This window comes from Actinotalea endophytica (genome assembly GCF_025717005.1).
Classification (GTDB): domain Bacteria; phylum Actinomycetota; class Actinomycetes; order Actinomycetales; family Cellulomonadaceae; genus Actinotalea.
On record NZ_JAOVZU010000009.1, the window covers coordinates 173,005 to 196,733 of the forward strand.

At 72.7% G+C, this 23,729-nt stretch carries 21 protein-coding genes, 1 tRNA gene and 1 riboswitch; of the genes, 12 read left to right on the plus strand and 10 right to left on the minus strand.

Annotated features, from left to right (window positions below; translation table 11 throughout):
• Positions 1–33: 33 nt before the first annotated feature.
• From OEB99_RS15870 to OEB99_RS15885, 4 genes are all read left to right on the plus strand, one after another.
• Positions 34–1,299, plus strand: a complete 1,266-nt coding sequence (locus tag OEB99_RS15870) for a resuscitation-promoting factor (RefSeq protein ID WP_263578261.1) — start codon at positions 34–36, stop codon at positions 1,297–1,299.
• A 94-nt stretch (positions 1,300–1,393) separates the two neighbouring features.
• The gene (gene rsmA, locus OEB99_RS15875; RefSeq protein WP_263578262.1) at positions 1,394–2,263 is read left to right on the plus strand and encodes a 16S rRNA (adenine(1518)-N(6)/adenine(1519)-N(6))-dimethyltransferase RsmA; all 870 of its coding nucleotides are present in this window, start codon (positions 1,394–1,396) and stop codon (positions 2,261–2,263) included.
• Positions 2,264–2,356: 93 nt separating this feature from the next.
• Positions 2,357–3,259 carry a 4-(cytidine 5'-diphospho)-2-C-methyl-D-erythritol kinase gene (locus tag OEB99_RS15880; RefSeq protein ID WP_263578263.1) on the plus strand — a complete coding sequence of 301 codons (903 nt, stop codon included), beginning with the start codon at positions 2,357–2,359 and terminating at the stop codon, positions 3,257–3,259.
• Positions 3,256–5,049: an ABC-F family ATP-binding cassette domain-containing protein gene (locus OEB99_RS15885; RefSeq protein ID WP_263578264.1), complete on the plus strand. Its 1,794-nt coding sequence runs from the start codon at positions 3,256–3,258 to the stop codon at positions 5,047–5,049. The genes OEB99_RS15880 and OEB99_RS15885 overlap by 4 nt, the downstream gene beginning before the upstream one ends.
• Positions 5,050–5,060: 11 nt before the next feature.
• Here OEB99_RS15885 and OEB99_RS15890 read toward each other — a convergent pair whose 3' ends face one another.
• The 4 genes from OEB99_RS15890 to OEB99_RS15905 form a co-directional block, all read right to left on the minus strand.
• Positions 5,061–5,831: a hypothetical protein gene (locus OEB99_RS15890; RefSeq protein ID WP_263578265.1), complete on the minus strand. Its 771-nt coding sequence runs from the start codon at positions 5,829–5,831 to the stop codon at positions 5,061–5,063.
• Positions 5,828–6,148: a PadR family transcriptional regulator gene (locus tag OEB99_RS15895; protein ID WP_263578266.1), complete on the minus strand. Its 321-nt coding sequence runs from the start codon at positions 6,146–6,148 to the stop codon at positions 5,828–5,830. Before OEB99_RS15895 ends, OEB99_RS15890 begins: the two co-directional genes overlap by 4 nt.
• Positions 6,149–6,214: 66 nt before the next feature.
• Positions 6,215–6,712 (minus strand): MarR family winged helix-turn-helix transcriptional regulator, encoded by a 498-nt coding sequence (locus OEB99_RS15900; protein WP_263578267.1) that lies wholly within the window; start codon positions 6,710–6,712, stop codon positions 6,215–6,217.
• Complete coding sequence (locus OEB99_RS15905) at positions 6,709–7,308, minus strand: TetR/AcrR family transcriptional regulator (RefSeq protein WP_263578297.1); 600 nt, start codon at positions 7,306–7,308, stop codon at positions 6,709–6,711. Before OEB99_RS15905 ends, OEB99_RS15900 begins: the two co-directional genes overlap by 4 nt.
• Before the next feature lie 109 nt (positions 7,309–7,417).
• Between OEB99_RS15905 and OEB99_RS15910 the strand changes: the two genes are divergently transcribed.
• From OEB99_RS15910 to OEB99_RS15940, 7 genes are all read left to right on the plus strand, one after another.
• Positions 7,418–7,489 (plus strand) — tRNA-Gln (locus tag OEB99_RS15910).
• Between the two features lie 105 nt (positions 7,490–7,594).
• Positions 7,595–9,286, plus strand: a complete 1,692-nt coding sequence (gene glmU, locus OEB99_RS15915; RefSeq protein ID WP_263578268.1) for a bifunctional UDP-N-acetylglucosamine diphosphorylase/glucosamine-1-phosphate N-acetyltransferase GlmU — start codon at positions 7,595–7,597, stop codon at positions 9,284–9,286.
• Positions 9,283–10,266, plus strand: coding sequence for a ribose-phosphate diphosphokinase (locus tag OEB99_RS15920; protein WP_263578269.1), 984 nt, complete (start codon positions 9,283–9,285; stop codon positions 10,264–10,266). Before glmU ends, OEB99_RS15920 begins: the two co-directional genes overlap by 4 nt.
• On the plus strand, positions 10,266–10,952 hold the full coding sequence (locus OEB99_RS15925; protein WP_263578270.1) for an SIMPL domain-containing protein: 687 nt from the start codon (positions 10,266–10,268) through the stop codon (positions 10,950–10,952). The genes OEB99_RS15920 and OEB99_RS15925 overlap by 1 nt, the downstream gene beginning before the upstream one ends.
• Positions 10,953–11,104: 152 nt before the next feature.
• Positions 11,105–11,734, plus strand: coding sequence for a 50S ribosomal protein L25/general stress protein Ctc (locus OEB99_RS15930; protein ID WP_263578271.1), 630 nt, complete (start codon positions 11,105–11,107; stop codon positions 11,732–11,734).
• A 52-nt stretch (positions 11,735–11,786) separates the two neighbouring features.
• On the plus strand, positions 11,787–12,380 hold the full coding sequence (pth, locus tag OEB99_RS15935; protein ID WP_263578272.1) for an aminoacyl-tRNA hydrolase: 594 nt from the start codon (positions 11,787–11,789) through the stop codon (positions 12,378–12,380).
• 157 nt (positions 12,381–12,537) lie between these two features.
• Positions 12,538–14,064, plus strand: coding sequence for a sugar transferase (locus OEB99_RS15940; RefSeq protein ID WP_263578273.1), 1,527 nt, complete (start codon positions 12,538–12,540; stop codon positions 14,062–14,064).
• A gap of 188 nt (positions 14,065–14,252) precedes the next feature.
• Here OEB99_RS15940 and OEB99_RS15945 read toward each other — a convergent pair whose 3' ends face one another.
• The 4 genes from OEB99_RS15945 to OEB99_RS15960 form a co-directional block, all read right to left on the minus strand.
• A complete protein-coding gene (locus OEB99_RS15945; RefSeq protein WP_263578274.1) occupies positions 14,253–16,766 on the minus strand; it encodes a right-handed parallel beta-helix repeat-containing protein in 2,514 nt (837 codons plus the stop codon).
• A gap of 253 nt (positions 16,767–17,019) precedes the next feature.
• On the minus strand, positions 17,020–18,690 hold the full coding sequence (locus OEB99_RS15950) for a right-handed parallel beta-helix repeat-containing protein (RefSeq protein WP_263578275.1): 1,671 nt from the start codon (positions 18,688–18,690) through the stop codon (positions 17,020–17,022).
• A 283-nt stretch (positions 18,691–18,973) separates the two neighbouring features.
• Entirely contained in the window at positions 18,974–20,479 is a 1,506-nt protein-coding gene (locus OEB99_RS15955; RefSeq protein WP_263578276.1) for a DUF4214 domain-containing protein, read from the minus strand.
• A gap of 58 nt (positions 20,480–20,537) precedes the next feature.
• A riboswitch (cyclic di-GMP riboswitch) is annotated at positions 20,538–20,613 on the minus strand.
• Between the two features lie 258 nt (positions 20,614–20,871).
• Positions 20,872–21,552, minus strand: a complete 681-nt coding sequence (locus tag OEB99_RS15960; protein WP_263578277.1) for a right-handed parallel beta-helix repeat-containing protein — start codon at positions 21,550–21,552, stop codon at positions 20,872–20,874.
• Here OEB99_RS15960 and OEB99_RS15965 point away from each other — a divergent pair.
• Positions 21,533–22,213, plus strand: a complete 681-nt coding sequence (locus OEB99_RS15965) for a hypothetical protein (RefSeq protein ID WP_263578278.1) — start codon at positions 21,533–21,535, stop codon at positions 22,211–22,213. The two genes, OEB99_RS15960 and OEB99_RS15965, sit on opposite strands and share 20 nt — an antisense overlap.
• Positions 22,214–22,223: 10 nt before the next feature.
• On the opposite strand, the gene OEB99_RS15970 is transcribed toward OEB99_RS15965, so the two are convergent.
• Positions 22,224–23,075 (minus strand): oligosaccharide flippase family protein, encoded by an 852-nt coding sequence (locus tag OEB99_RS15970; RefSeq protein ID WP_263578279.1) that lies wholly within the window; start codon positions 23,073–23,075, stop codon positions 22,224–22,226.
• The gene (locus OEB99_RS15975; protein ID WP_263578280.1) at positions 23,027–23,725 is read right to left on the minus strand and encodes an oligosaccharide flippase family protein; all 699 of its coding nucleotides are present in this window, start codon (positions 23,723–23,725) and stop codon (positions 23,027–23,029) included. The genes OEB99_RS15970 and OEB99_RS15975 overlap by 49 nt, the downstream gene beginning before the upstream one ends.
• Positions 23,726–23,729: the final 4 nt, after the last annotated feature.

Here is a 23,729-nt window from a genome sequence, read left to right on the forward strand (position 1 = left end):
GTCGGCTGGGCGCCAGTAGTGGCGCAGCTCCCTGTGCCCGGATGGCACGACGACTGGATCTCGGTGACCTTCTCCGCTCTGCGCCGCGTGTTCGCGCGACCCACGCCCTCCAGCACCACCCCTGACCAGACCCCCGAACAGACCCCCGACCAGGCCCCCGGCGAGACCGCCGAGACGGGCACCACCCGACCGCTGGCCCGACGACTGCGCGTCCCGGTCGTGATCGCGACCGCCGGGGCGCTCGCGCTCACCGGCGGCGGCATCGCGCTCGCCCAGGCGCACAAGGTCGTGACGCTCGACATCGACGGCGCGACCCAGCAGGTCTCCACCTTCGCCGGTGACGTCGACGGCCTGCTCGCCGCGCAAGGTGTCGAGCTCGGCGAGCACGACTCGCTCTCGCCGGCCGGCACGACGGCGCTGCAGGACGGAACCGCGGTCGTGGTGCGCCACGGCCACGAGCTCACGCTCTCCGTGGACGGCACGGAGCAGACGGTCTGGTCGACGGCGCTGTCCGCGCAGGACGCGCTCGACTCGTTGGCGCTGCGCGGCGAGGACGTCCGGCTCATGGTGTCCCGGTCGCACGACCGCGCCGAGCTCCCCGTCGACCTGACGGTGAGCGGCTCGGTCGACGTCGTCGCCGACGGCCGGACCACCACCGTCGACGGCGCACAGAGCCTCGCCGACGCACTGGGCAAGGCACAGGTGCTCCTCGCCACCCCGGACCGGGTGCAGATCCTGCCGTCCGGGGACGCGGGACGGTTGACCGTCCTCGTGCAGCGGGTCGTGGTCCACGAGACCACCGAGACCCAGGCGATCGACTTCGACACCGAGACGCGGTCCACCGACAGCCTGTACAAGGGGCAGAGCCGCACCGTGACCCAGGGTGTCGCGGGTGAGCGGACGCTCACCTACGAGGTCACGCTCGTGGACGGTACCGAGGAGTCCCGGACCCAGCTCGGCGACGACGTGACCACCGAGCCGGTCACGGCCGTCGTCGAGGTCGGCACGAAGGCGCGGCCGGTGGCCACGACCTCGTCGAGCTCGTCGAGCACCGTGAGCGGCGACGTCTGGGCCCGGCTCGCGCAGTGCGAGTCCGGCGGCAACCCCACGGCGGTGTCCTCGAACGGCCTCTACTACGGGCTGTACCAGTTCTCGCTGCCGACCTGGCGTGCGATGGGTGGCTCCGGCCTGCCGAGCCAGGCGTCGGCCGCCGAGCAGACCCAGCGGGCGCAGGCGCTGCAGGCACGTTCCGGCTGGGGCCAGTGGCCCTACTGCTCGGCCAAGCTCGGCCTGCGCTGAGCCACCGGGCGAGCGGAGTCCCGAGGTCCGGTCCCACGACGGGGGCCGGACCTCGGCGCGTTCGGGCGCGGCCGTCTGGCCCTAGGCTCGCGGCATGACCCAGGCGTTGCTCGGACCGAGCCAGGTGCGCGAGCTGGCCGGTGCGCTCGGCGTGCACCCGACCAAGACCCTCGGGCAGAACTTCGTGGTGGACCCGGGCACCGTGCGCAAGATCGTCCGGGTCGCGCGGGTGTCGGCGGGTGAGCGCGTCGTCGAGGTCGGCCCGGGGCTCGGCTCGCTCACCCTGGGGCTGCTCGAGGCCGGGGCGTCGGTGGTGGCCGTCGAGATCGACCCGGTCCTGGCGGGCGCGTTGCCGAGCACGGTCGCGTCCCGGCTGCCCGAGGCCGCCGACCGGCTCACGGTCGTCGGCGCCGACGCCCTCGACGTCCGGGAGCTGCCCGACCCGGCGCCGACCGCCCTGGTCGCGAACCTGCCGTACAACGTCGCGGTGCCGGTGCTGCTCTCCTTCCTCGAGCGGTTCGACTCGCTCGAGCGCGTGCTCGTGATGGTCCAGGCCGAGGTCGCCGACCGGCTGGTCGCCGCGCCCGGGTCGCGCACGTACGGCATCCCGTCGGTCAAGGCCGCCTGGTACGCGCACGCCCGCCCGGCCGGGCCGATCGGCCGTGCGGTGTTCTGGCCCGTGCCGCGGGTCGACTCCGCGCTCGTCTCGCTCGAGCGCCGACCCGTCCCGGTGACCGCTGTGACCCGCGAGCAGGTGTTCACCGTCGTCGACGCGGCGTTCGCGCAGCGACGCAAGATGCTGCGCTCGGCGCTGGCCGGGCTGGCCGGGTCGTCGGCCGCCGCCGCGGAGGCGCTGGCTGCAGCCGGCGTCGAGCCGACCGACCGTGGCGAACGCCTCACCGTGGAGCAGTTCGCCGCCGTCACCGAACGGCTGGTCGCTGCCGGGGTCGCGCTCGGTGGCTGAGCCGCGCGTGGCCTCCCGGTCGGGCGGGGCCGTTGCGGTACCCGCCCGCGGACCCGCGAGCAGGCCCGCGGGCACCGTGCCAGAGTGGGCGTCGTGAGCACCCGTGACGCCGTGACGGCCCGGGCGCCGGGCAAGCTCAACCTGAGCCTCGGCGTCGGGCGTCGGCGTGACGACGGGTACCACCCGCTGGCCACGGTCTTCCAGGCCGTGTCGCTGTACGAGGAGGTCGTGGCGACCGCCGCGGACGAGCTGACGGTCACCGTCGAGGGACCCGGCGCGGAGGTCACCCCCACCGATGCGACGAACCTCGCATGGCGCGCCGCCGAGCTGGTCGCCGCCGAGGTCGGCATCGAGCCGGCCGTGCACCTGCACCTGCGCAAGCAGGTCCCGGTGGCCGGCGGGATGGCCGGGGGCTCGGCCGACGCAGCCGCCGCGCTGCTGGCCTGCGAGACGCTGTGGGACGCGGGCCTGACCCGCGAACGGATCGCGCTGCTCGCCGGCGAGCTGGGCGCCGACGTTCCGTTCCTGCTGCACGGGCACACCGCGGTGGGCACCGGCCGGGGCGACCTGATCAGCCCGGCGCTGTGCCGCGGCCGGTACCACTGGGCGCTGGCGACCCGGCGCAGCGGCCTGTCCACGGCCGACGTGTACGGGCGCTTCGACGACCTCGCCGAACCCGGCCTGGCCGACCCCGAGCCGGACCGGGAGCTGCTCACCGCGCTGCGCGCGGCCGATCTGGAGGCCGTGGGGCGCAACCTCGGCAACGACCTGCAGGGCGCCGCGCTCGAGCTCGCGCCGGACCTCGCGCAGACGGTCGCCGCGGCACGCAGCGCCGGGGCGCTCGGCGTCGTCGTGACCGGCTCGGGTCCGACCGTCGCCGCGCTGGCCCGCAGCCGCCGCCACGCGATGGCGATCGGTGCGGCGGTCACCGCCGCCGGCCAGGCCGACGAGGTCGCCTGGGTGGTCGGCCCCGTCGGCGGGGCGCGCGTGCTGTGAGTCACCTGCTCGGCCTGGACGGCGTGGGCCTGTCCGTCGGCGTCCGCACGCTGTTCGACGGCGTGAGCCTGGGCCTGGACTCGGGCGACCGGATCGGCATGCTCGGCCCGAACGGGTCGGGGAAGTCGACCCTGCTGCGGCTCATCGCGCGGACCCAGGTGCCGGACAGCGGGCGCGTCACGCACGTGCGGGGGTTGCGCGTCGGGCTGCTCGACCAGCGGGACCCGGCGCTCGACGGCACCGTGCTCGACGCGGTGCACGGCGACGCCGCGGAGCACGCGTGGGCCTCGGACGCCGCGATCCGCGAGGTGCACGACGGGCTGCTGGCCGACGTCGCGCTGGACGCGGCGGTGGACACCCTGTCCGGCGGTCAGCGCCGCCGGGTCGCCCTCGCGGCGCTCCTGGTCGCCGACCTCGACGTGCTGCTGCTCGACGAGCCGACCAACCACCTCGACGTCGAGGGTGTGGCCTGGCTCGCCGAGCACCTGGTGCGCCGGTTCACCGCCGCCGACGGCGCCCTGGTGACCGTCACCCATGACCGGTGGTTCCTGGATGCCGTGTGCTCCCGGACGTGGGAGGTCACCGGGACGGGCGACGTCGCCCCGCTCGACGGTGGCTACGCGGCGTGGGTGCTCGCCCGCGCGGAGCGCGCCAGGACGGCACAGGTCGCGGCCGAGAAGCGCTCGAACCTGCTGCGCAAGGAGCTCGCCTGGTTGCGCCGCGGAGCGCCGGCCCGCACCAGCAAGCCACGCTTCCGGCTCGACGCGGCCGCAGCGCTGATCGCCGACGAGCCCCCGCCGCGGGACACCACCGAGCTCGTGCGCCTGGCGACGTCGCGGCAGGGGAAGGACGTGGTCGACCTCGAGGACGTCACGGTCGGCTACCCGGGCGCCCCGGCGCTGCTGGACGACGTGACCTGGCGGCTCGGGCCGGGTGAGCGCTGGGGCCTCGTCGGGGTCAACGGGGCAGGGAAGACCACGCTGCTCAAGGTGCTCGACGGGCAGCTCGCGCCGGACTCCGGGCGGGTGCGCCGCGGCAAGACTGCCGTCGTGGCGACCCTCACGCAGGACGTCGCGGAGCTCGACGAGCTGGCCGACCTGCGGGTCGTGGAGGTGGTCGAGCGCGAGCGGCGCAGGGTCGTGGTGGGTGGCGCGGAGCTCACCGCCGCCCAGCTCGTCGAGCGGCTCGGCTTCGCGCGCGGGCGCAGCCAGACGCTGGTGCGCGACCTGTCCGGCGGTGAGCGGCGCAGGCTCCAGCTGCTCCGGCTCCTGGTCGGGGAGCCGAACCTGCTCCTGCTGGACGAGCCGACGAACGACCTGGACACCGACACCCTCGCCGCCCTCGAGGACCTGCTGGACGGCTGGCCGGGCACGCTCGTCGTGGTCTCGCACGACCGTTACCTGCTCGAGCGGGTCTGCGACCGCCAGGTCGCGCTGCTCGGCGACGGCGCGCTGCGTGACCTGCCCGGCGGGGTCGAGCAGTACCTCGAGCTGCGCGCGGCCGCCCGGGAGCGGGTCGACCTCGCCGGGACGGGGCCCGTGCCCGAGGCGCCGCCGACGCCGGCGGGCCCGACGCCTGCGCAGGCGCGCCAGGCCCGCAAGGACCTGGCGCGCATCGAACGCCGCCTCGAGCGGCTCTCGGCCGACGTCGACCGGCTGCACGCTTCGATGGCGGCGCAGGCGGCCGACCACGCGGCGCTGCTGCGCCTGGGCGCCGAGCTGCGGGACGTCGAGGCCGAGCGCGCCGCGCTCGAGGACGAGTGGCTCGTGGCCGCGGAGACGGCCGGCTGAGAGCCGGGTCCTCACCGGGGAGGCGCGGCCTGGCCCCGGGCGCGGTGTGCTCGGACCCGGGCGACGACCGCGAGACCCCCGAGAACCGTCGCGACGGGTAGCAGGATCATCATGGTCGGGAGCTGCCAGAGCACGGGGACGACGACGTCGTCGGACCACGCGCCGAGCTCGAGGGAGCAGGTCTCGACCGAACCGTCGGGCGATGTCGCGCACGTGCCGGGGCCGTAGACGATGTAGAAGGCGTGCCGCGCCGATATCAGCGCCATGAGCGCGGCGGAGACCAACCCGGGGACGAGGCGTGCCCGGCGGGCCAAGAGAGCGGTCCCCGCGCCGACCAGCGCGGCGGCGAGCAGGTTCCAGACCCCGGCGGCGGTCGTGGCCACGATCACGTCGCTCAGCCGTGGGAGCACGGGGTGGGCCATGTCGTAGGACTGGTTCACGGTGGGGAACCACGAGGCGGTGTAGGCCACGGAGGTCAGTGCGACCCAGCCGACGAACCCCGCCAGCCCGAGCAGGGCCATCGCCGGCCGGTGCACCAGGTCGTGCCACCCGAGCCTCGGCACTGCCCGCAGCGCCTGGCCCCACCACCATCGGCGTGCCGCACGCTCCCCCCGGGAGGCCGCGACCCCTGCGCGCGCCTCGGCGAGATCGCCGAGCAACTCGTCCTCGTCCCGGACGAGCCCGGCCAGCACGAGGGTGAGCAACCGCTCGAGGGCTCCGGTGGGTCCGAGGGCGGAGGCCGGGTCCGCGGCGCGACCGGCTCCGCGCTCGTCGGGGCTCATGCGGGGCCCCACTGCGGGGCCGAGCCCCACCGCCGCGCGGCCCGCTCGCGCTCGGCGGCCAGCACCTGGTGCCCGGCCGTCGTGAGCCGGTACTCCCGGCGAGAGCGGCCGCCGCGCACGGGCAGCGGGTCGGTGGTGCGCGAGGTCAGCAACCCCTTGGTCTCCAGGCGCGACAGGGTGGTGTAGGTCGCGCCGACGGACAGCTCCCGGCCCCGCTCCGCGCTGACCTCCTCCCGGACGAGCAGCCCGTAGGCCGACCCGTCGTGCCGCGCGACCGCGAGCAGCACGTCAAGTTCCAGAGCGCCGGTCGTCCGCATGTGTCTTACTTTGTAGAACAAATCCTGGATCGTCAATCGTCGCGCGCAGGACGCCGGGCCGTCCGGTCAGGCGTCGAACGGCGCGACGAGCACCCGCAGCAGCTCGGCCAGACGCGCGCGGTCGGCGGGCTCGAGGTCGGCCAGCAGGGTGCGTTCGACGTCGAGCAGGTCGGCGAGCGCTGCGTCCACCCGGGCCCGTCCGGCGTCGGTGAGCCGGACCAGCACGCCGCGGCGGTCCGCCGGGGCCGGCCCGCGACGTACCAGCCCCCGGGCCTCGAGCCGGTCGATCCGGTTGGTCATCGTGCCGCTGGTCACCATGGTCTGGGTGACCAGGACGCCGGGGGAGAGCTCGTACGGGGCCCCGGCCCGGCGCAGCGCGGAGAGCACGTCGAACTCCCACTGCTCCAGGTCGTGGTTGGCGAACGCACCGGACCGTGCCGTCGCGAGGTGACGGGCGAGGCGGGTGATCCGGGACAGCACGGCCAACGGCTCGACGTCGAGGTCCGGGCGCTCGCGGCGCCAGGCCTCGAGGATCCGGTCGACCTCGTCGGTCCGCAGGGTCATGCCTGACCGCGCAGGCTCGGCTTGACCTGGAGACCCGACAGCCCGTTCCACGCCAGGTTCACCAGGTGGGCGGCGACCTCGTCCTTCTTGGGCTTGCGGGCGTCCAGCCAGTACTGCCCGGTGAGCGCGACCATGCCGACCAGCATCTGTGCGTAGATCGGCGCCGTGCGCGGGTCGAGACCGCGTCGCTTGAACTGCGCCGCGAGCAGGTGCTCGACCTGCATCGCGACGTCGCCGATCAGGCTGGAGAAGGTCCCGGTGGACTGCGTCACGGGGGAGTCGCGCACCAGGATGCGGAACCCGTCCGTGGAGGACTCGATGTAGTCGAGGAGCGCCAGCGCGGTGCGCTCGACCAGCACCTGCGGGTGGCCGCCGGCCTCCAGGGCGCCGGTCAGAGCCCCCGTCAGGGCCTGGATCTCGCGGTCCACGACGACCGCGTAGACGCCTTCCTTGCCACCGAAGTGCTCGTACACGACGGGCTTGGACACCTCGGCCCGGGAGGCGATCTCCTCGACGCTCGTGCCCTCGAACCCCTTCTCGGCGAACAGCTGTCGGGAGACGTCCAGGAGCTGTTCGCGGCGCTGGGCAGCGGTCATCCTGGCGCGAGGGGGTCGAGTGGTGGCCACCCGCCCATCATGCCGTGCCATCCGGTCCGGGCTGGCAGACTGGCCCGGCGGCGCGTCAGCGCCGAACGCTCGCGGGCGGTCCGCCCTGGTGTAACGGCAGCACGCAGGCCTTTGGAGCCTTGCGGTCCAGGTTCGAATCCTGGGGGCGGAGCCCGAGCCGGACCCGTGGCCGGCGGTCGGCCCGCGGTCTCAGCGACCGCGGGGCGACGGTAGAGTGGCCGCGGCCGACCTCGCAGGTGAATCGACGGGAGTCCTGGTGACCGCAGCTCGACCCGCCGCCGTAGTCGTCCTCGCCGCAGGTGAGGGCACCCGGATGCGGTCGACGACACCCAAGGTCCTGCACGCCCTCGCGGGCCGCACGATGCTGGGGCACGCGATCGGCGCGGCGAGCGACCTCGAGCCGGACCGCCTCGTCGTCGTGGTGCGCCACGGGCGTGACCGGGTCGCGGCACACGCCCTCGAGCTCGCCCCGAGCGCCCTGATCGCCGACCAGGACGAGATCCCGGGCACCGGTCGGGCCGTGCAGTGCGCCATGTCGGTGCTCGACGCGGCGGCCGCGGCCACGGCGGCGGGCACTGGTGACGGTGCGGGGATGCCGGCCGGGACCCCGCTGGCCGGCGAGCCGCTGCCCGGCGTCACCGGACCCGTCGTCGTGATGGCCGGCGACATCCCCATGCTGGACGGCGGCACCCTGGCCGAGCTGGTCGCCGCGCACCTGGCGGACGGCAACGCGGTGACGGTCCTGACCACCGAGGTCGCGGACCCGACGGGCTACGGCCGGATCGTGCGCGAGCCCGGGACGGGTGACGTGCTGCGGATCGTCGAGCACCGGGACGCAACCGCCGAGGAGCGCGCGATCGCCGAGATCAACTCCTCGGTGTACGTCTTCGACGCGGCGGTGCTCCGGTCCGGCCTCGGCCGGCTCGGTCGCGACAACGCTCAGGGCGAGGTCTACCTCACCGACGTCCTCGCGCTCGCGCGGGCCGACGGCGGCGCGGTGCGCGCGGTGCGGGTCGACGACCCGATGATCGTCGAGGGGGTCAACGACCGTCTCGCCCTGGGCCGGCTGGCCGCGGAGATGAACCGCCGGATCCTCGCCGACTGGATGATCGAGGGCGTCACCGTGATGGACCCGGCGAGCACCTGGGTGGACGTCGACGTCGAGCTCGCCGCCGACGTCACGCTGCTGCCGGGCACGCACCTCGCGGGCCGGACGGTGGTCGATACCGGAGCCGTGGTCGGCCCGGACACCACGGTGCGGGACTCCACGATCGGCGCCGGCGCCCAGGTGGTCCGCAGCCACGTGCTCGGGTCGCAGGTCGGTCCGGACAGCCTGGTCGGTCCGTTCTCCTACCTCCGGCCCGGTACGGACCTGCGCGAGCACGGCAAGATCGGCGCCTACGTCGAGACCAAGGCCGCCACGATCGGCGCCCACTCGAAGGTGCCCCACCTGTCCTACGTCGGCGACGCGACGATCGGTGAGCACAGCAACGTCGGCGCGGGGACGATCTTCGTCAACTACGACGGCGTGACCAAGCACCACTCGACGGTCGGTGACCACGTGCGGATCGGCTCGGACAACGCCCTGGTCGCGCCCGTGTCGATCGGGGACGGCGCCTACACGGGCGCCGGTTCGGTGATCCGGCGGGACGTGCCCGCCGGCGCTCTGGGCATCAACACCGCCCCGCAGCGCACGATCGACGGCTGGGTGCTGCGCCGCCGGCCGACCAGCCCGTCGGCGACCGCTGCGCGTGCTGCGCTCGGGGTCACCGAGGAGGAGCCCACGGCCCTGTCACCGCAGGCACAGCTGGAGCTGCGAGGCCATGCGCGCGGCCAGGACAGCGATGACACGAACGGCCGTGATGGCACGAACGACAGTGATCGCACGAACGACAGTGATCGCACGAACGACAGTGATGGCACGAACGAAGGGCAGCCGCGGTCATGACCGGGATCGTCTCGACCGACGGGGAACGACGCCTCGTCCTCATCTCGGGCAGGGCGCACCCTGAGCTGGCGGACGACGTCGCACGCGAGCTCGGGGTCGAGCTCGTCCCGACCACGGCCTACGACTTCGCGAACGGCGAGATCTACGTGCGGTTCGGCGAGAGCGTGCGCGGTGCGGACGCCTTCGTGCTGCAGAGCCACACGTCGCCGATCAACCAGTGGATCATGGAGCAGCTGATCATGGTCGACGCGCTCAAGCGCGCCTCGGCCAAGACGATCACCGTGATCCTGCCGTTCTACGGCTACTCCCGCCAGGACAAGAAGCACCGCGGCCGCGAGCCGATCTCGGCCCGGCTGATGTCCGACCTGTTCCGCACGGCCGGCGCGGACCGGCTGATGAGCGTCGACATGCACTCCGCGCAGACCCAGGGCTTCTTCGACGGCCCGGTCGACCACCTCTGGGCGATGCCCCTGCTGGTCGACTACGTGCGGACCCGGGTCGACCCCACGAACGTCGCGGTCGTCTCGCCGGACGCCGGTCGGATCCGGGTCGCGGAGCAGTGGGCCGCGAAGCTCGGCGGCTGCCCGCTGGCGTTCATCCACAAGACCCGCGACATCACCCGGCCCAACCGGGCCGTGGCCAACCGGGTGGTCGGCGACGTCGAGGGACGGACCGCGATCCTCACCGACGACCTGATCGACACCGGTGGCACGATCGCCGAGGCGGTCCGGGTGTGCCTCGCCGCCGGTGCGAAGGACGTGATCGTCGCGGCGACCCACGGTGTGCTCTCCGACCCCGCCGCGCAGCGGCTGTCCGGCTGCGGCGCGCGCGAGGTGGTCGTCACCGACACGCTGCCGATCGACGAGGAGCGCCGCTTCGAGCAGCTCACCGTGCTGTCGATCGCTCCCCTGCTCGCCCGGGCCATCCGCGAGGTCTTCGACGACGGGTCGGTGACCTCGCTCTTCGACGGCGCGTCCTGATGGGTGACCCCGGCTTCCGTCGCGGTGGTGGCATCACCACGGTCGGCAGCGGCCGGGTGCCCGTGGTGCCCGACGTGGCGGTCGTGCGGCTCGCCGCACAGGCCTCGGACACCTCGGCGCGGGCTGCGCACGAGGCCGCCGTGGAGGCCGCCGAGGCGCTCCTCGTGGCGCTCCGGGCGGCCGGCGTCGCGGACCGCGACCTGCGCACCGCAGCGACGCACGCGTGGACGGATCCCGGTGCCACGGTGCAGGAGGGGGAGCAGACCGCGACCCGGCTGCCGCGCACCACGGTGACGATCGCCGTCGAGGCGCGGCTGCGCGAGCTGGTCCGAGCGGGCGAGGTGATCGGCGCTGCGCTCGAGGCCGCGGGTGACGCGGCCCGGCTCGAGGGCACCACGCTGCAGGTGTCGGACCAGTCCGCCGCTCGCGGCCAGGCGCGCGAGCTGGCCTTCGCCGACGCGGTCGCTGCCGCGCGACAGCTCGCCGCGCTCGCCGGCCGTGAGCTCGGCCGAGTGATCGACGTGCGTGAGTCCGGGTCCGGCGACGTGGCGCCGGTGGCCGGGCGGATGGCGATGCGGGCCGCCGCGGCCGTGCCGGTCGAGGCCGGCGAGCAGGAGGTCGTCGTCGAGGTCGTCGTCCGGCACGGCTGGGCGGACGTGGACGACGCACCCCGGACGAGCGGCTAAACTGTTCCGGTTGCCTCGGCGAGGGAGAGCGGGCGGGCTGACCTGCCTGCGGTCTCCGTGATCGACGCGGTGCGCCTGGCGCGCCCGCTGTCCCGCGCCTGGGCACACCGCCCTTCCGGGGTCACCACCCCACGAGACAACAAGGAGTACCTGTGGCTGCCACGTCCGAGAACAAGCTCGCCGCGACGATCCGCACCGAGTTCGGCAAGGGCGCCGCGCGTCGACTGCGCCGTGCCCACCAGATCCCGGCCGTGCTCTACGGCCACGGCACCGACCCGCAGCACATCGCGCTGCCGGGCCACGAGACGATGCTCGCGCTCAAGCACGCGAACGCGCTGTTCACCCTCGACATCGAGGGCACCGAGCAGCTCGCCATCGCGAAGGACGTGCAGCGCGACCCGGTCCGCTACGACATCGAGCACGTCGACCTGCTCGTGGTCCGCAAGGGCGAGAAGGTCACGGTCGAGGTCGCGGTCCACGTGACCGGCGAGTCCGCCCCGGGCACCATCCACATGGTCGAGGCGCAGACCGTCACGGTCGAGGCCGAGGCGACCAACCTGCCCGAGGCGATCGAGGTCTCGGTCGAGGGTCTCGAGGCCGGCGCGCAGGTGCACGGGTCCGCCCTCGTCCTGCCGGAGGGCGCGACGTACCTGGGCGACCCCGAGGCCGTGATCGTCACCGTCACCATCCCGAAGGCCACCGAGGCCGAGGGCGAGGCCGAGGGCGCCGAGCTCGAGGTCGAGGCGGCCGAGGAGTCGGCGGAGACCGCCGACGAGGCCTGAGCGACTGCTCACCGCCCTGCGTCCGTGGTGGCGCAGGGCGGGCGGAGGTGACATGACCACACCGTGGCTCGTGGTCGGCCTCGGCAACCCCGGTCCGGGGTATGCCGGCAACCGGCACAACGTCGGGCAGATGGTCACCGGCGAGCTCGCCAAGCGCGCCTCGACGGCATTCGGGTCGGACCGGTCGCGCGCGAAGGTCGCCGACGTTCGTCTGGGCATGCTGCCGGGCGGGGTGCCCGGCCCCCGCGTCCTGCTGGCGCAGCCCACCACGTACATGAACGTGTCCGGGGGGCCGGTCGCGGCGCTCGCGCGCTACCACCAGGTGCCGGTCGACCGCGTCGTCGTGGTGCACGACGAGCTCGACCTGCCGTTCGCTGCCGTGCGGCTCAAGTCGGGTGGTGGCGAGGGCGGCCACAACGGCCTGCGCAGCATCAGCCAGGCGCTCGGCACGCGCGACTACCTGCGCGTGCGGGTCGGCATCGGGCGCCCGCCGGGGCGGATGGATCCGGCGGACTTCGTGCTGGCCAACTTCAGCTCGGTGGAGGCCAAGGAGCTGCCGTGGCTCGTCGACGCCGCTGCGGATGCGGTCGAGATGCTCGTCGTGCAGGGGCTCGCGGCAGCCCAGCAGCGCTTCCACTCGGCTTGAATCGATATGGAGGTCACGGCCGGGTCACGGACTCGTCCGGCGCACGTTCCGAACGGGTGAAATCGGGCATTGGGGACATCTCAGGACCAATACCCCGCGGTAACCTCGGGGTGACCCCCAGCCGATCTGCCCGCTGCGTGCGAGGAAGAGGTGGCTCGTGACGCTCGCCATCGACCGCTCGCTCGACTGGCCCGTCGTCCCTGACCGTCGTGGTGCCGCCGTCGAGCCGCGCCGGTCCTGGGCGTCCCCCCAGCCTGTCGAGTACCGCGGTACGCCGTTCAACGACGCCGCGCTCACGTCCCAGCGATGGCCGCGCATCGCGACGGTCTACCGGCACCGCACCATCGCCCTCGACGCGGTCTTCGCCATGGTGGTCTCGGCCGCCTTCCTGATCGGTGTCCTCGGCCCCGTGTGGGACGTCGTCTTCCTGGCGGCCTCGACGGCCGCCGTCTTCTGCCTGCTGGTCTGGATGCGCCAGGGCTACGACCCCCGCCTGCTCGGCGACGGGCCCGAGGAGTTCCAGGCCGTGCTGCGCGCCGGCGCCATCGGCGCCGCCATCGTCATGGCGTTCTCGTACGCGACCAAGGCCGAGGTGTCGCGCCTGCTCGTCTTCGTCGGGGCCCCGACGCTGATCGCCGTCGTCGCGCTGGTCCGCTACGCCCACCGGCGCTTCCTGCACCACGCCCGCGCCGACGGCCTCGCGATGCGGAACACCGTCGTGGTGGGCCCGGAGGAGGACGTCGAGCGGATCGCGCGGCGACTGAGCCGGTCGAGCCACCACGGCTACCGGCTCACCGGGGTATGCCTGCCGAGCGTCGGTCAGGTCGAGGACGTCGCCGACCTACCGGTGGTCGGGGCGGTCGCGGACGTCGCCCAGGTCGTGGTGGACCGCGCGGTCGACGTCGTGGTGGTCGCCGGTCCGGCGCTGTCGCCCGATGCGCTGCGTCGTCTGTCCTGGGCGCTCGACCGGGTCGGAGCCCAGCTGGTCGTGGTTCCGGGGCTGGTCGAGGTCACCGGGCCCCGGATCACGCTGCGCCCCACGGCGGGTCTCTCGCTGCTCGAGCTCGAGGTCGCCGCACCTCGTCGCCGGCTGATCGCCAAGACCGCGATGGACCGGATCGCCGGTGCTCTCCTGCTGATGGTCGCCTCGCCGATCATCGCGCTCGCCGCACTGTCGGTGCGTGCGACGTCGCGCGGGCCGGCCTTCTACCGCCAGACCCGGGTCGGGGTCGACGGCGCACCGTTCACCATGTGGAAGCTGCGCAGCATGTACGTCGACGCGGACCGCCGGCGCTCGAAGCTCGCCGAGCAGAGCGACGGCAACGGGATGCTCTTCAAGATGCGTGACGACCCGCGGGTCACCCCGGTCGGTCGCGTCCTGCGGCGCTACTCGCTGGACGAGCTGCCCCAGCTGTTCAACGTGGTGCGCGGCGAGATGTCGCTCGTCGGGCCGCGCCCGCCGCTCGGCGAGGAGGTCGCCCGGTACGAGGACGCCGCCCATCGGCGCCTGCGGGTGCGTCCCGGGCTGACCGGGCTGTGGCAGGTCTCCGGCCGCTCGGACCTGTCGTGGGAGGAGTCGGTCCGGCTCGACCTGCGCTACGTCGACAACTGGTCGGTCATGATGGACCTGATGATCCTCTGGAAGACCCTGCGGGCCGTGCTGCGGCCCAGCGGCGCTTACTGACCCACGACGACTCCGCCGACCGCGTGCCGGTCGAGGGGGGGGGGGGGGGCGGGGGGGGGGGGGGGGGGGCCGGGGGGGGGGGGGGGGGGGGGCGGGGGGGGGCACCCCCGACGCCTCCGCCGACCGCGTGCCGGTCGCCGCGACGGGGCCCCGGGCCGGGCGGACCGGGGCCCCGTCGCGTCGTGGGATCAGCCGCGGTTGACCTTGAAGGCCGTCCCGTCGCTGAAGGTGTTCCCGGAGATGGTCGAGATGCTCGACGTCGTGAGCGGCGTGATCACCGCGCAGTGGTCGATGCTCTGCCCGACGCCGAAGGCGTTGTCGAGGATCTGCAGGCCCTGCACCGGGCCGTAGGACTTCTCGGCGACGTTGATCGTGCACACGCCGTTGTCGGCGATGTTGCCGGCGAAGGTGAGGTTCGAGACGGCGGCCCGGTCCTGGGTGATCATCAGGCCCGCGTTGGTCGAGCCGGTGAGCACGTTGTTCCGGATCTCGATGTTCGAGCCACCCTGGATCTGGATGCTGTCCGAGTGGGTGTCGTGCCCGGCCGGGGTGGTCGCGTAGTAGAGGTTGTCGTGCAGCCACGAGTCCTCGACGACCACGTTCCCGCCGGTCAGCTTGATCGCGTCGACGACGCCGTGGACGTTGACCCGGGTGAAGGTCACGTTGTTGCCGACGAAGCCGTCGACGCCCCAGGTCGGGTAGTCCGCCACGATCTCGGAGTCGATGATCCGCACGCCCGTGTAGCCGGAGCTCTGCACCAGGGCCATCTCGGTCGTCAGCCCGTCACGGCCGCGGACCACGGTGTTGATCACCGTGACGTTCGCAGCCTTGATGCGCAGGTAGCCGCGGATGTCGAGCGAGTCGACGACGGCGCCCGGCGTGGTGATCGTCAGGTCACCCTCGTGCACGGTGAGCGCGGTGCCGGCGGGCACGCCGGTCGTGGTCGGGCCGGGGACCTGGGACTGCGCGGGCGCGACGTCGGGCGCCGGCGTGGGCTCCGGGGTCGGCTCGGGCGTGGGCTCCGGGGTCGGCTCCGGGGTGGGCTCGGGAGCGGGGGCCTCGATGGTCACGGTGAGGCACGGGAAGGTCGTGCTCGAGCCCGGGCCGACGTTGATGCCGGTCGCGCAGACCTCGTGGGTCCCGGGAGCGGCCGGCAGCACTCCGGTGAAGCCGGTGGAGTCGCCGTACTGCGGGAACACCTTCGCGACGTCCGGACGCGGGCTGCCGGTGGTCAGGTCGCTCCGCACGCCGTCGATCGCCACCGCGACCGTGATGGGGTCGGTGCTGTCGGGGTCCGCGGCCCAGCCGGCCACGGTGATCGAGTCGGTCCCGGCCGTCACCTTGTCGAGGTGGCCGACGACGTCGTGCTTGAGGACGGCGACGGTCCGGCAGCCGAGGTCGGTGTCGGAGCCGAAGCCGACGTTCGTCGCGGTGACGCAGACCGTGTGCTCGCCGAGGGAGGCAGGAGCGGAGAGCGTGAACGAACCGGCAGCGGTGCTCGGCTCGAGCGCGACACCGGCGGCAGCGACCGTGGTGGCCGTGGTCGTGGTCGGCGCACCGTCGATCGAGACCTGCAGCTTCACCGGGTCGAGCGTGTCGGCGTCGGTGACCCAGCCGGTGAGGAGGATGCCACGGGTCGACAGGTCCTCGGTCGCGGCGGTGAGCTCCCCGACCGGCGAGTGCTCGAGGACGGTGACGGTGCGGCAGCCGAGCGCGGTGTCGCTGTAGCCCTCGACGTCGAGCGCGACCGCACACACGGTGTGCTGGCCGGGGTCGGCGGCGAGGTCCGCGGTGAAGCCGTACGGGGTCGTCGCGGAGGCCTGGACGACGCCGGCGTCCGCGCCGTCGAGAGTCAGGGCCACCGGGGTCTGCGCGGCGCTGTCCGCGTCGTTCGCCCACCCGATGACCTGCAGGCCGCCCAGCCCGGTGTCGGTCACGGAGGAGAGCTCACCCTCGGGCGCACGCCCGACCACGGTGACCTCCATGCAGGGGAACGTGGTGTCGCTGGTCCCGGCGATGTCCAACGCGGTCGCGCAGACCTCGTACGTGCCGGGCGCGGCGGGGATCTGGCCGGAGAAGCCCACGGCGGAACCGAGGTCGGGGATCGCCTTGGCGACGTCCGCCCGCTCCTCGGACGCGGTGAGCGTCGCGGCGGGCACGCCGTTGAGCGAGATCTCGACGTCGACCGGGTAGGACGAGTCGCGGTCGGCCGCCCAGCCCGCGACGTCGATCGCGCCGAGCGTCGGAGTCGCGGCGTCGAGGTGCCCCACGGGCGCCTGGTCGGCCACGGGCACGTCGACGGTCACGCACGGGAAGGTCTTGTCGCTCCCGGAGCCGATGTTCACGGCCCGCACGCAGACCTTCTGCGAGCCGCCGGGGGCTGCGGCGTTCACCGAGAAGCCTCGGTACCCGCCGGCCGCGGTGAAGACGCGCGCGACATCGGGGCGCGGCTGGTTGGCGAGGGTCGAGGTCGACCCGCCTGCCACGGTGACCACGACGGTGACGCTGGCCGTCGAGTCCGGGTCCCAGGCCCAGCCCTCGACGTGCACGCCGCCGTCGACGCCGACGACCACGTCGACGTTGCCCACCGGCTTGCCGGTCTTCGGCACGGCGTCGGCCGCGCTCGGTGCCAGGACAAGTCCGGCTACGGTGAGGAGCAGTGCCGCGGCTCGGCCCCGGCCCCTCCAGTGTCGCGCTGTCATGTTGTGTGTCCCCCTCGCTAGGAGCGATGTTGATCACCCGATCGGGTGCGTCCATCCGAGGGATCGGCAGCGAGGGGGAGTGCTGAGGGTTTTGCAGGTGGTGACTGTCTCGCCACGAGGTGGCAAAACGGTGCGATCCGGGCAGGTGTGGCGAGCGTCACACCGGTTCCCGGCAACGACGTGGCTCACCGGCACACGGGCATGCACGAGGGGCCCCGTCCGGCGTGCGGACGGGGCCCCTCGTGGTGCGGGCTCAGTTGCCGGGCGAGACCCGGAAGGTGGGGCCGTCGGTGAAGGGGTTGGCGGTGATCGTGGAGATCTTCGTGGTGGAGTCCGGGCCGATCACGGCGCAGTGCGGGTTGAGCTGGCCGGCGCCGAACACGTTGTCGGCGATGGTCAGGCCATGGATCGGGCCGTAGGACTTCTCGGCGATGTTGATCGTGCACGCGCCGTCGTCGGCACGGTTGTTGGTGAACGTGACGTTGGAGACGTCTCCGCGGTCCTGGGTGATGATCATCCCGGAGTTGCGGGTCGAGGTGAGCACCGAGTTGCGCACGGTGATGTTGGTGCCGACCTGGATCTGCACGTTGTCGTTGTGCGTGTCGCCGCCGGAGGGCGTGCTGGCGTAGTAGAGGTTGTCGTGCAGCCACGAGTCCTCGACTGTCACGTTGTCGCCGGTGATCTTCACCGAGTCGACCACGCCGTGGATGTTGACCCGGGTCAGGGTGAACCCGGACCCGACGATCCCGTCGATGCCCCAGGTCGGGTACTGCGCGACGAGCTCGGAGTCGATGATCTTCGTCCCGGTCGACGAGGCCTGGACCAGGGACATCGAGCCGGTCAGGCCGGACGCGCCGCGCACGATGGTGTTCTTCACGGTCACGTTCGGGGCCTTGATCCGCAGGTAGCCGCGGATGTCCAGGTTGGAGATCACCGCACCGGGGGTGGTGACCGTCAGGTCACCGTGGTGCACCGTCAACGACGTCCCCGCCGGCACGCCGACCGGCAACGACCACGACGACGGCGTTCCGGTCGTCGGGCTCGGGCTCGGTGACGGGCTCGGCGATGCCGTCGGGCTCGGTGACGGGCTCGGGCTCGGCGATGTCGTCGGGGTCGGGGTCGGGGTCGCTGATGCGGTCCCGGCCGGCAGGTCGAGCGTGCGGCAGCCGAGCGGGGTGTCGCTGCCCGGGCCGACGTTGAGTGCCACGGCACAGACCTTCGTCGAGCCGGACAACCCGGAGAGCGACGAGGACCATCCGGTCGCTCCGTCGGCCCACGGGATCACGGTGGGCACGTCGGGCCGCGCTTCACCGGTCGAGACGGTGCTGGTCGCGTCGCCGGCGGTGAGCCGCACGGACACGGCGCCGGTGGCGTTCATGTCGTCGGCCCATCCTCGGACCGTCACGGTGCCGTCGTCCTGGGCGGCGACCACGTCGAGCGAACCCACCGGGTCGTCGTTCACGACGTTCACGGTGCGGCACGGGAACGAGCGGTCGGAGCCGGGGCCGACGTTCTGCGCGACCACGCAGATCGTGATCTCGCCGCCGCGGGTCGGCACGGTGGTCGCGAAGCCGCGGTTGCTCCCGGCCTCGGGGAAGACCCGCGCGACGTCCGGTCGGTAGGCGGTGGCGGTCTTGACCACCGTCTGGCTACCGACGTGGAGCTCGACGGTCACCGGATCGGTGGTGTCGGGATCCCACGCCCAGCCCTCGACGCGGACGCCTCCGTCCACGGCGACGACCTTGTCGACGTTGCCGATCGGCGGACCGGTGCGGGTCGCGGCCTGGGCCGAGGACGCGGTCGTCGCGACGAGCGCCGCCACGGCGAGGACGGCGAAGCCCGTGCGACGGCGCGAGGGGCGAGTGGTGGTGGGGGCGGCATGTCGACCCCTGGCGACGGCCAGGGTATGGCGGCCATGCGTCATGCGGGTGCTCCATCTCGTCGGGCGGCTGTGCGTCGCTCGCGGGTTCGCACGGGAGTTCGCGCGGGCCGGTGTCGAGGGCCGGCATGGATAACGACGTGATGGAGATAGTGTCACGGAAATATAACGACGTCACCCATTCGGGTGAGTGAGTTCGGCCACAGTGGGCCATCTGTGCAGGTCAGAGCGACGTCCGGGGTGTCGAATTCGCATCCGAGGTCACCATCCGGGGGCATGCGAAGGGCCCCGTCCGGGGGTCGGACGGGGCCCTTTGCAGCTGCGGTGCTCAGGTGCCGGGGTTGACCCGGAACGCGGTCCCGTCGGTGAACGTGTTGCCGGTGATCGTGGAGATCGACGTGGTGGAGTCCGGGCCGATCACGGCGCAGTGGGAGTTGGTCTGGCCGGTGCCGAAGATGTTGTCGGTGATGGTCAGACCGTTGATCGGGCCGTAGGACTTCTCGGCGATGTTGATCGTGCACGAGCCGTCGTCGGCGTAGTTGTTGGTGAAGGTGACGTTGGAGACGTCGCCGGTGTCCTGGGTGATGATCATCCCGGTGTAGCGGGTCGAGGTGAGCACCGAGTTGCGCACGGTGATGTTGGTGCCGACCTGGATCTGGATGTTGTCGTTGTGGGTGTCGTGGCCCGAGGGCGTGCTGGCGTAGTAGAGGTTGTCGTGCAGCCACGAGGAGTCGATGGTCACGTTGTCGCCGGTGATCTTCACCGAGTCGACCACGCCGTGGATGTTGACCCGGGTCAGGGTGAACCCGGACCCGACGATCCCGTCGATGCCCCAGGTCGGGTACTGCGCGACGAGCTCGGAGTCGATGATCTTCGTCCCGGTGGACGAGGCCTGGACCAGGGCCATGGACCCGGTCAGGCCGGACGCGCCGCGCACGATGGTGTTCTTCACCGTCACGTTCGGGGCCTTGATCCGCAGGTAGCCGCGGATGTCCAGGTTGGAGATCACCGCACCGGCGGTGGTGACCGTCAGGTCACCGTTGTGCACCGTCAGCGACGTCCCCGCCGGCACACCTGCTGCGACCTGGTCCGGGCCGGTCGGCGCGAGGGTCCAGACGCCGCCGTGGGAGCTGACGTACTCGTCGCTCGCGATGAGCTGGCCGATCACCTGCTCGAGCCGGGTGCCGCGCTGGATGGCGGTGACCCAGGTGGTCCGGCCGGACGAGTCGATCTTGCGGCCGAGCAGGTCGCGGTAGAAGCCGTCGATCACCGTGCCCAGGTGCTCGGCCGAGTTCAGGAAGCCCATCGAGACCGAGTACCGCGAGGTCCCGGAGTGGAGCTTGCCCACCCAGTAGGAGACCTCCGAGCTCGACGCGCTCCGGCCGAGCACGTGCCGGTACAGACGCGACACCCAGGTGGCGTCGGAGTTGCCGGACTGCTGGTAGTACTCCGGCGCCGCGAGGAAGCCTGCCTCCATGTTCTGCAGCGTCGAGCCCCTGCGCAGGAAGGCCAGCCACGAGGACATGCCGGCCGACTCGGGGCTGCGGCTGAGGTACGTCCAGTACGAGCTCTTGATCAGGCGGCTGCGGTACTCGTCACTCGCGGTGATGGAGTTCGCGACGGCGATCCGCGGGGTCCCCGACATCAGTGCGGTCGTCCACGACGAGAGGCCCGCGCTGTCCGGCTTTCGGTCGAACAGGTCGCTGTACACCGACGTCACGTAGGTGCGGATCTTCTCCTCCGCGGTGGTGGCGGCGTGCGCCGGTGAGGCGGGCGCCACCATGACCACGAGGGTCGCCAGGGCTGCTGCGACCGCGGCGGCGCGCTTGCGCACACCGGGTCGGAGGGAACGAGAGAATGGCCCTGCGGTGATCACGTATGAGCTCCGTCGGTTCGGTAGCCTGGCTGGCCCTTGGAGGCCCCATGGCTTTGCGTCCCCGCCTCGCGGCGGGTTTGCCTTTTCGTCTTCGGATGGTCGGCTCGAGCTGCACCCGGGCGGGGGCATCTCCTCACGATCGCTCACCCGTCCGGGTGGCGAGTGGGGGCGGTCGTGAGCGCCGTTCGTGTGAAAGTACAGGCGCTCGAAGGGTGAATTTCCAGGGATTGTGAAGAAGATCACAGACGCATAACGGCCAGATCAACCCAAAACCGGACAACTCCCCGCAAGTCGTGACCCGTTCGGCGGAGCATCGTTCTCGAGCCGGCCGGCCCTGGCCGGCGCCCTGCTCAGTTGCCGGGTGAGACCCGGAAGGTGGTGCCGTCGGTGAAGCTGTTGCCGGTGATCGTGGAGATCTTCGTGGTGGAGTCCGGGCCGATCACGGCGCAGTGCGGGTTGGTCTGGCCGATGCCGAACACGTTGTCGGCGATGGTCAGGCCATGGATCGGACCGTAGGACTTCTCGGCGATGTTGATCGTGCACGAGCCGTTGTCGGCACGGTTGTTGGTGAAGGTGACGTTGGAGACGTCGCCGGTGTCCTGGGTGATGATCATCCCGGTGTAGCGGGTCGAGGTGAGCACCGAGTTGCGCACGGTGATGTTGGTGCCGACCTGGATCTGGATGTTGTCGTTGTGGGTGTCGTGGCCCGAGGGCGTGCTGGCGTAGTAGAGGTTGTCGTGCAGCCACGAGGAGTCGATGGTCACGTTGTCGCCGGTGATCTTCACCGAGTCGACCACGCCGTGGATGTTGACCCGGGTCAGGGTGAACCCGGACCCGACGATCCCGTCGATGCCCCAGGTCGGGTACTGCGCGACGAGCTCGGAGTCGATGATCTTCGTCCCGGTCGAGGAGGCCTGGACCAGCGACATCGAGCCGGTCAGGCCCGGCGCGCCGCGCACGATGGTGTTCTTCACGGTCACGTTCGGGGCCTTGATCCGAAGGTAGCCGCGGATGTCCAGGTTGGAGATCACCGCACCGGCGGTGGTGACCGTGAGGTCACCGTTGTGCACCGTCAACGACGTCCCCGCCGGCACGCCGACCGGCAACGACCACGACGACGGCGCCGCGGCCGGAGGACTGGACGTCTGGCTCGCGCTCGGCGACGGGCTCGCGCTCGGTGACGCGCTCGGCGACGGCGATGCGCTCGCGCTGGGCGAGGGGCTCGAGGACGCGGTCGCGCTGGGCGACGGGCTCGGCGACGGGGTGGCCGACTGCGACGTGACGGGTGGACGACCGGCGTCCTCGGGCGTCGCCGGCGGGTCGGTGACCGCCGCCGACGAGGTCGGGGCCGGGGTGGCCGGGGCGGCACTGCGCACCGCGGACCGGGACGCCGTGGCCGCGTCCCGGACGGCATCCACCGCCGGGAGCGCGGCGAGCGACGCGGGCCGGTCGACCGGAGCGGCCGACGCGGAGAGGGCTGCCCCGGTGGCGAGGATCGCGGCGGACGCCAGCACCCAGATCCGTACCAGGCGACGCCCTGGTGCGGACGAGAACCAGCGTTGCTGCCGGCCGCCCGCAGGAGAGTCTCGCCGCGTGCGGGCGGGAGCACCCGCAGCGCGGTGGCGTCCGGGCATGCAGGTCTCCCGTGGCTGGGCGGCAGATCGGGTTCACTCTACTCACCCGAACGGGTGAGGTCCCCGGTTCAGGAAGCGGACTTCCGCCGCGCGCCGAGCCGGACGACGTCGATCACGCCCCGAAGGTCCGCCCGGACCCTCGGCACGACGAGCCAGGCGAGGCCGTAGACGGCCGCGGTGGTCAGGGTCGCGGCGGCGAGGGTGAGCACGCTCGGAGCGTCCTCGAGGAGGACGACGAGCAGGGCCGTGGGCACGGCCGCCGCGGCGGCGACGGAGAGCATCCGCAACGCTCCGACGATGAGGTCCCGGGCCGGCAGCGCGGCCCGTCGGGACAGCCACCACAGCGACAGCGGCCAGGTCAGCGCGGGCGCGAGGGCGTACCCGGCGGCGACGCCGACGACCCCCCACGTGCTCCCGACCAGGATGCAGGTGATCCGCACGCCGGCCGAGACGAGCGTGTAGTGCAGCAGGTCGGTGGTGAGGTCCCTCGCCAGGTACACCCAGTACCCGACGTAGGCGAGCGTCTGGAACATGCCGGCCAGCGCGAGGAACCGGAGGATCGGGACGACGCTGAGCCACTGGTCGCCGAGGAAGATGGCGGTGATCGGCTCCGCCGCTGCGGCGACGAGCCCCAGCCCGGCGACCAGGGTGTAGCCGAGCGCCTGCTGGCCGCGGATCACGTAGTCGCCGAATCGCTTGGGCTCGCCCTGGAGGCGGGAGAGCACCGGTAGGGCGATCGTCGTCGTGGGTGCCCGGAGCTGGATCAGCGGCGTCATGAGCAGCCGGAACGCCCGGTTGTAGTAGCCGAGCGGGCCGGCTCCGAAGCGCATGCCGATCACCAGCGCGTCGGTGTTGTTGCTGGCGTACCCGATCAGCTGCGTGCCGACCAGCTTCCAGCCGAACGACAGGAGACCCCGCATCGGGACACCCGGCGCGGCAGCCCGGGCAGCCATCGGCCGCCGATCACGTACCCGATCAGCAGCGTCAGGGACTGCGCGACGTTCTGGGCGACCAGGGCCCAGTACCCCCAGCCGGCGAGCGCCGCGAGCACGGCCGTGACGAGCGCGACCGCCGGCGCGGCGAGCTCGGCCGCGGCGGTCCAGGCGAACCGGAGCCCGCGCACCAGGTCGGCGCGGTACTGGGTGGCGAGGCCGTTGAACACGAACGTGACGGACAGCACCTTGGCGAGGGTGGCGAGCTCGTCCCTGCCGTAGAGCGTGGCGATCAGCCCGGACGAGGCGATCACGATGCCGGCCAGCAGGACCCCGATGCCGGCGTTGATCCAGAAGAGGTTGGACCGCTGGGCCTTGGACAGGTCGGGTGCCTGGATGGCCGCCGAGGACAGGCCGAAGTCCCGGAAGATCTCGCCGACGCCGACGATCACCGTGACCATCGCGAGCAGGCCGTAGTCCTCGGGGGCGAGCAGACGGGCCAGCACCGCGACCGAGAGGATCTGCAGCGCCATCCGCGCGCCCTGACCGGTCAGGGTGATCATCGCGCCGCGGGCCGCCGTGTGGCTCAGCCGCGGCGGTGGGGCAGCCGGCTCCTGCCCGGCGGCGGGCTCGCTCACCGCG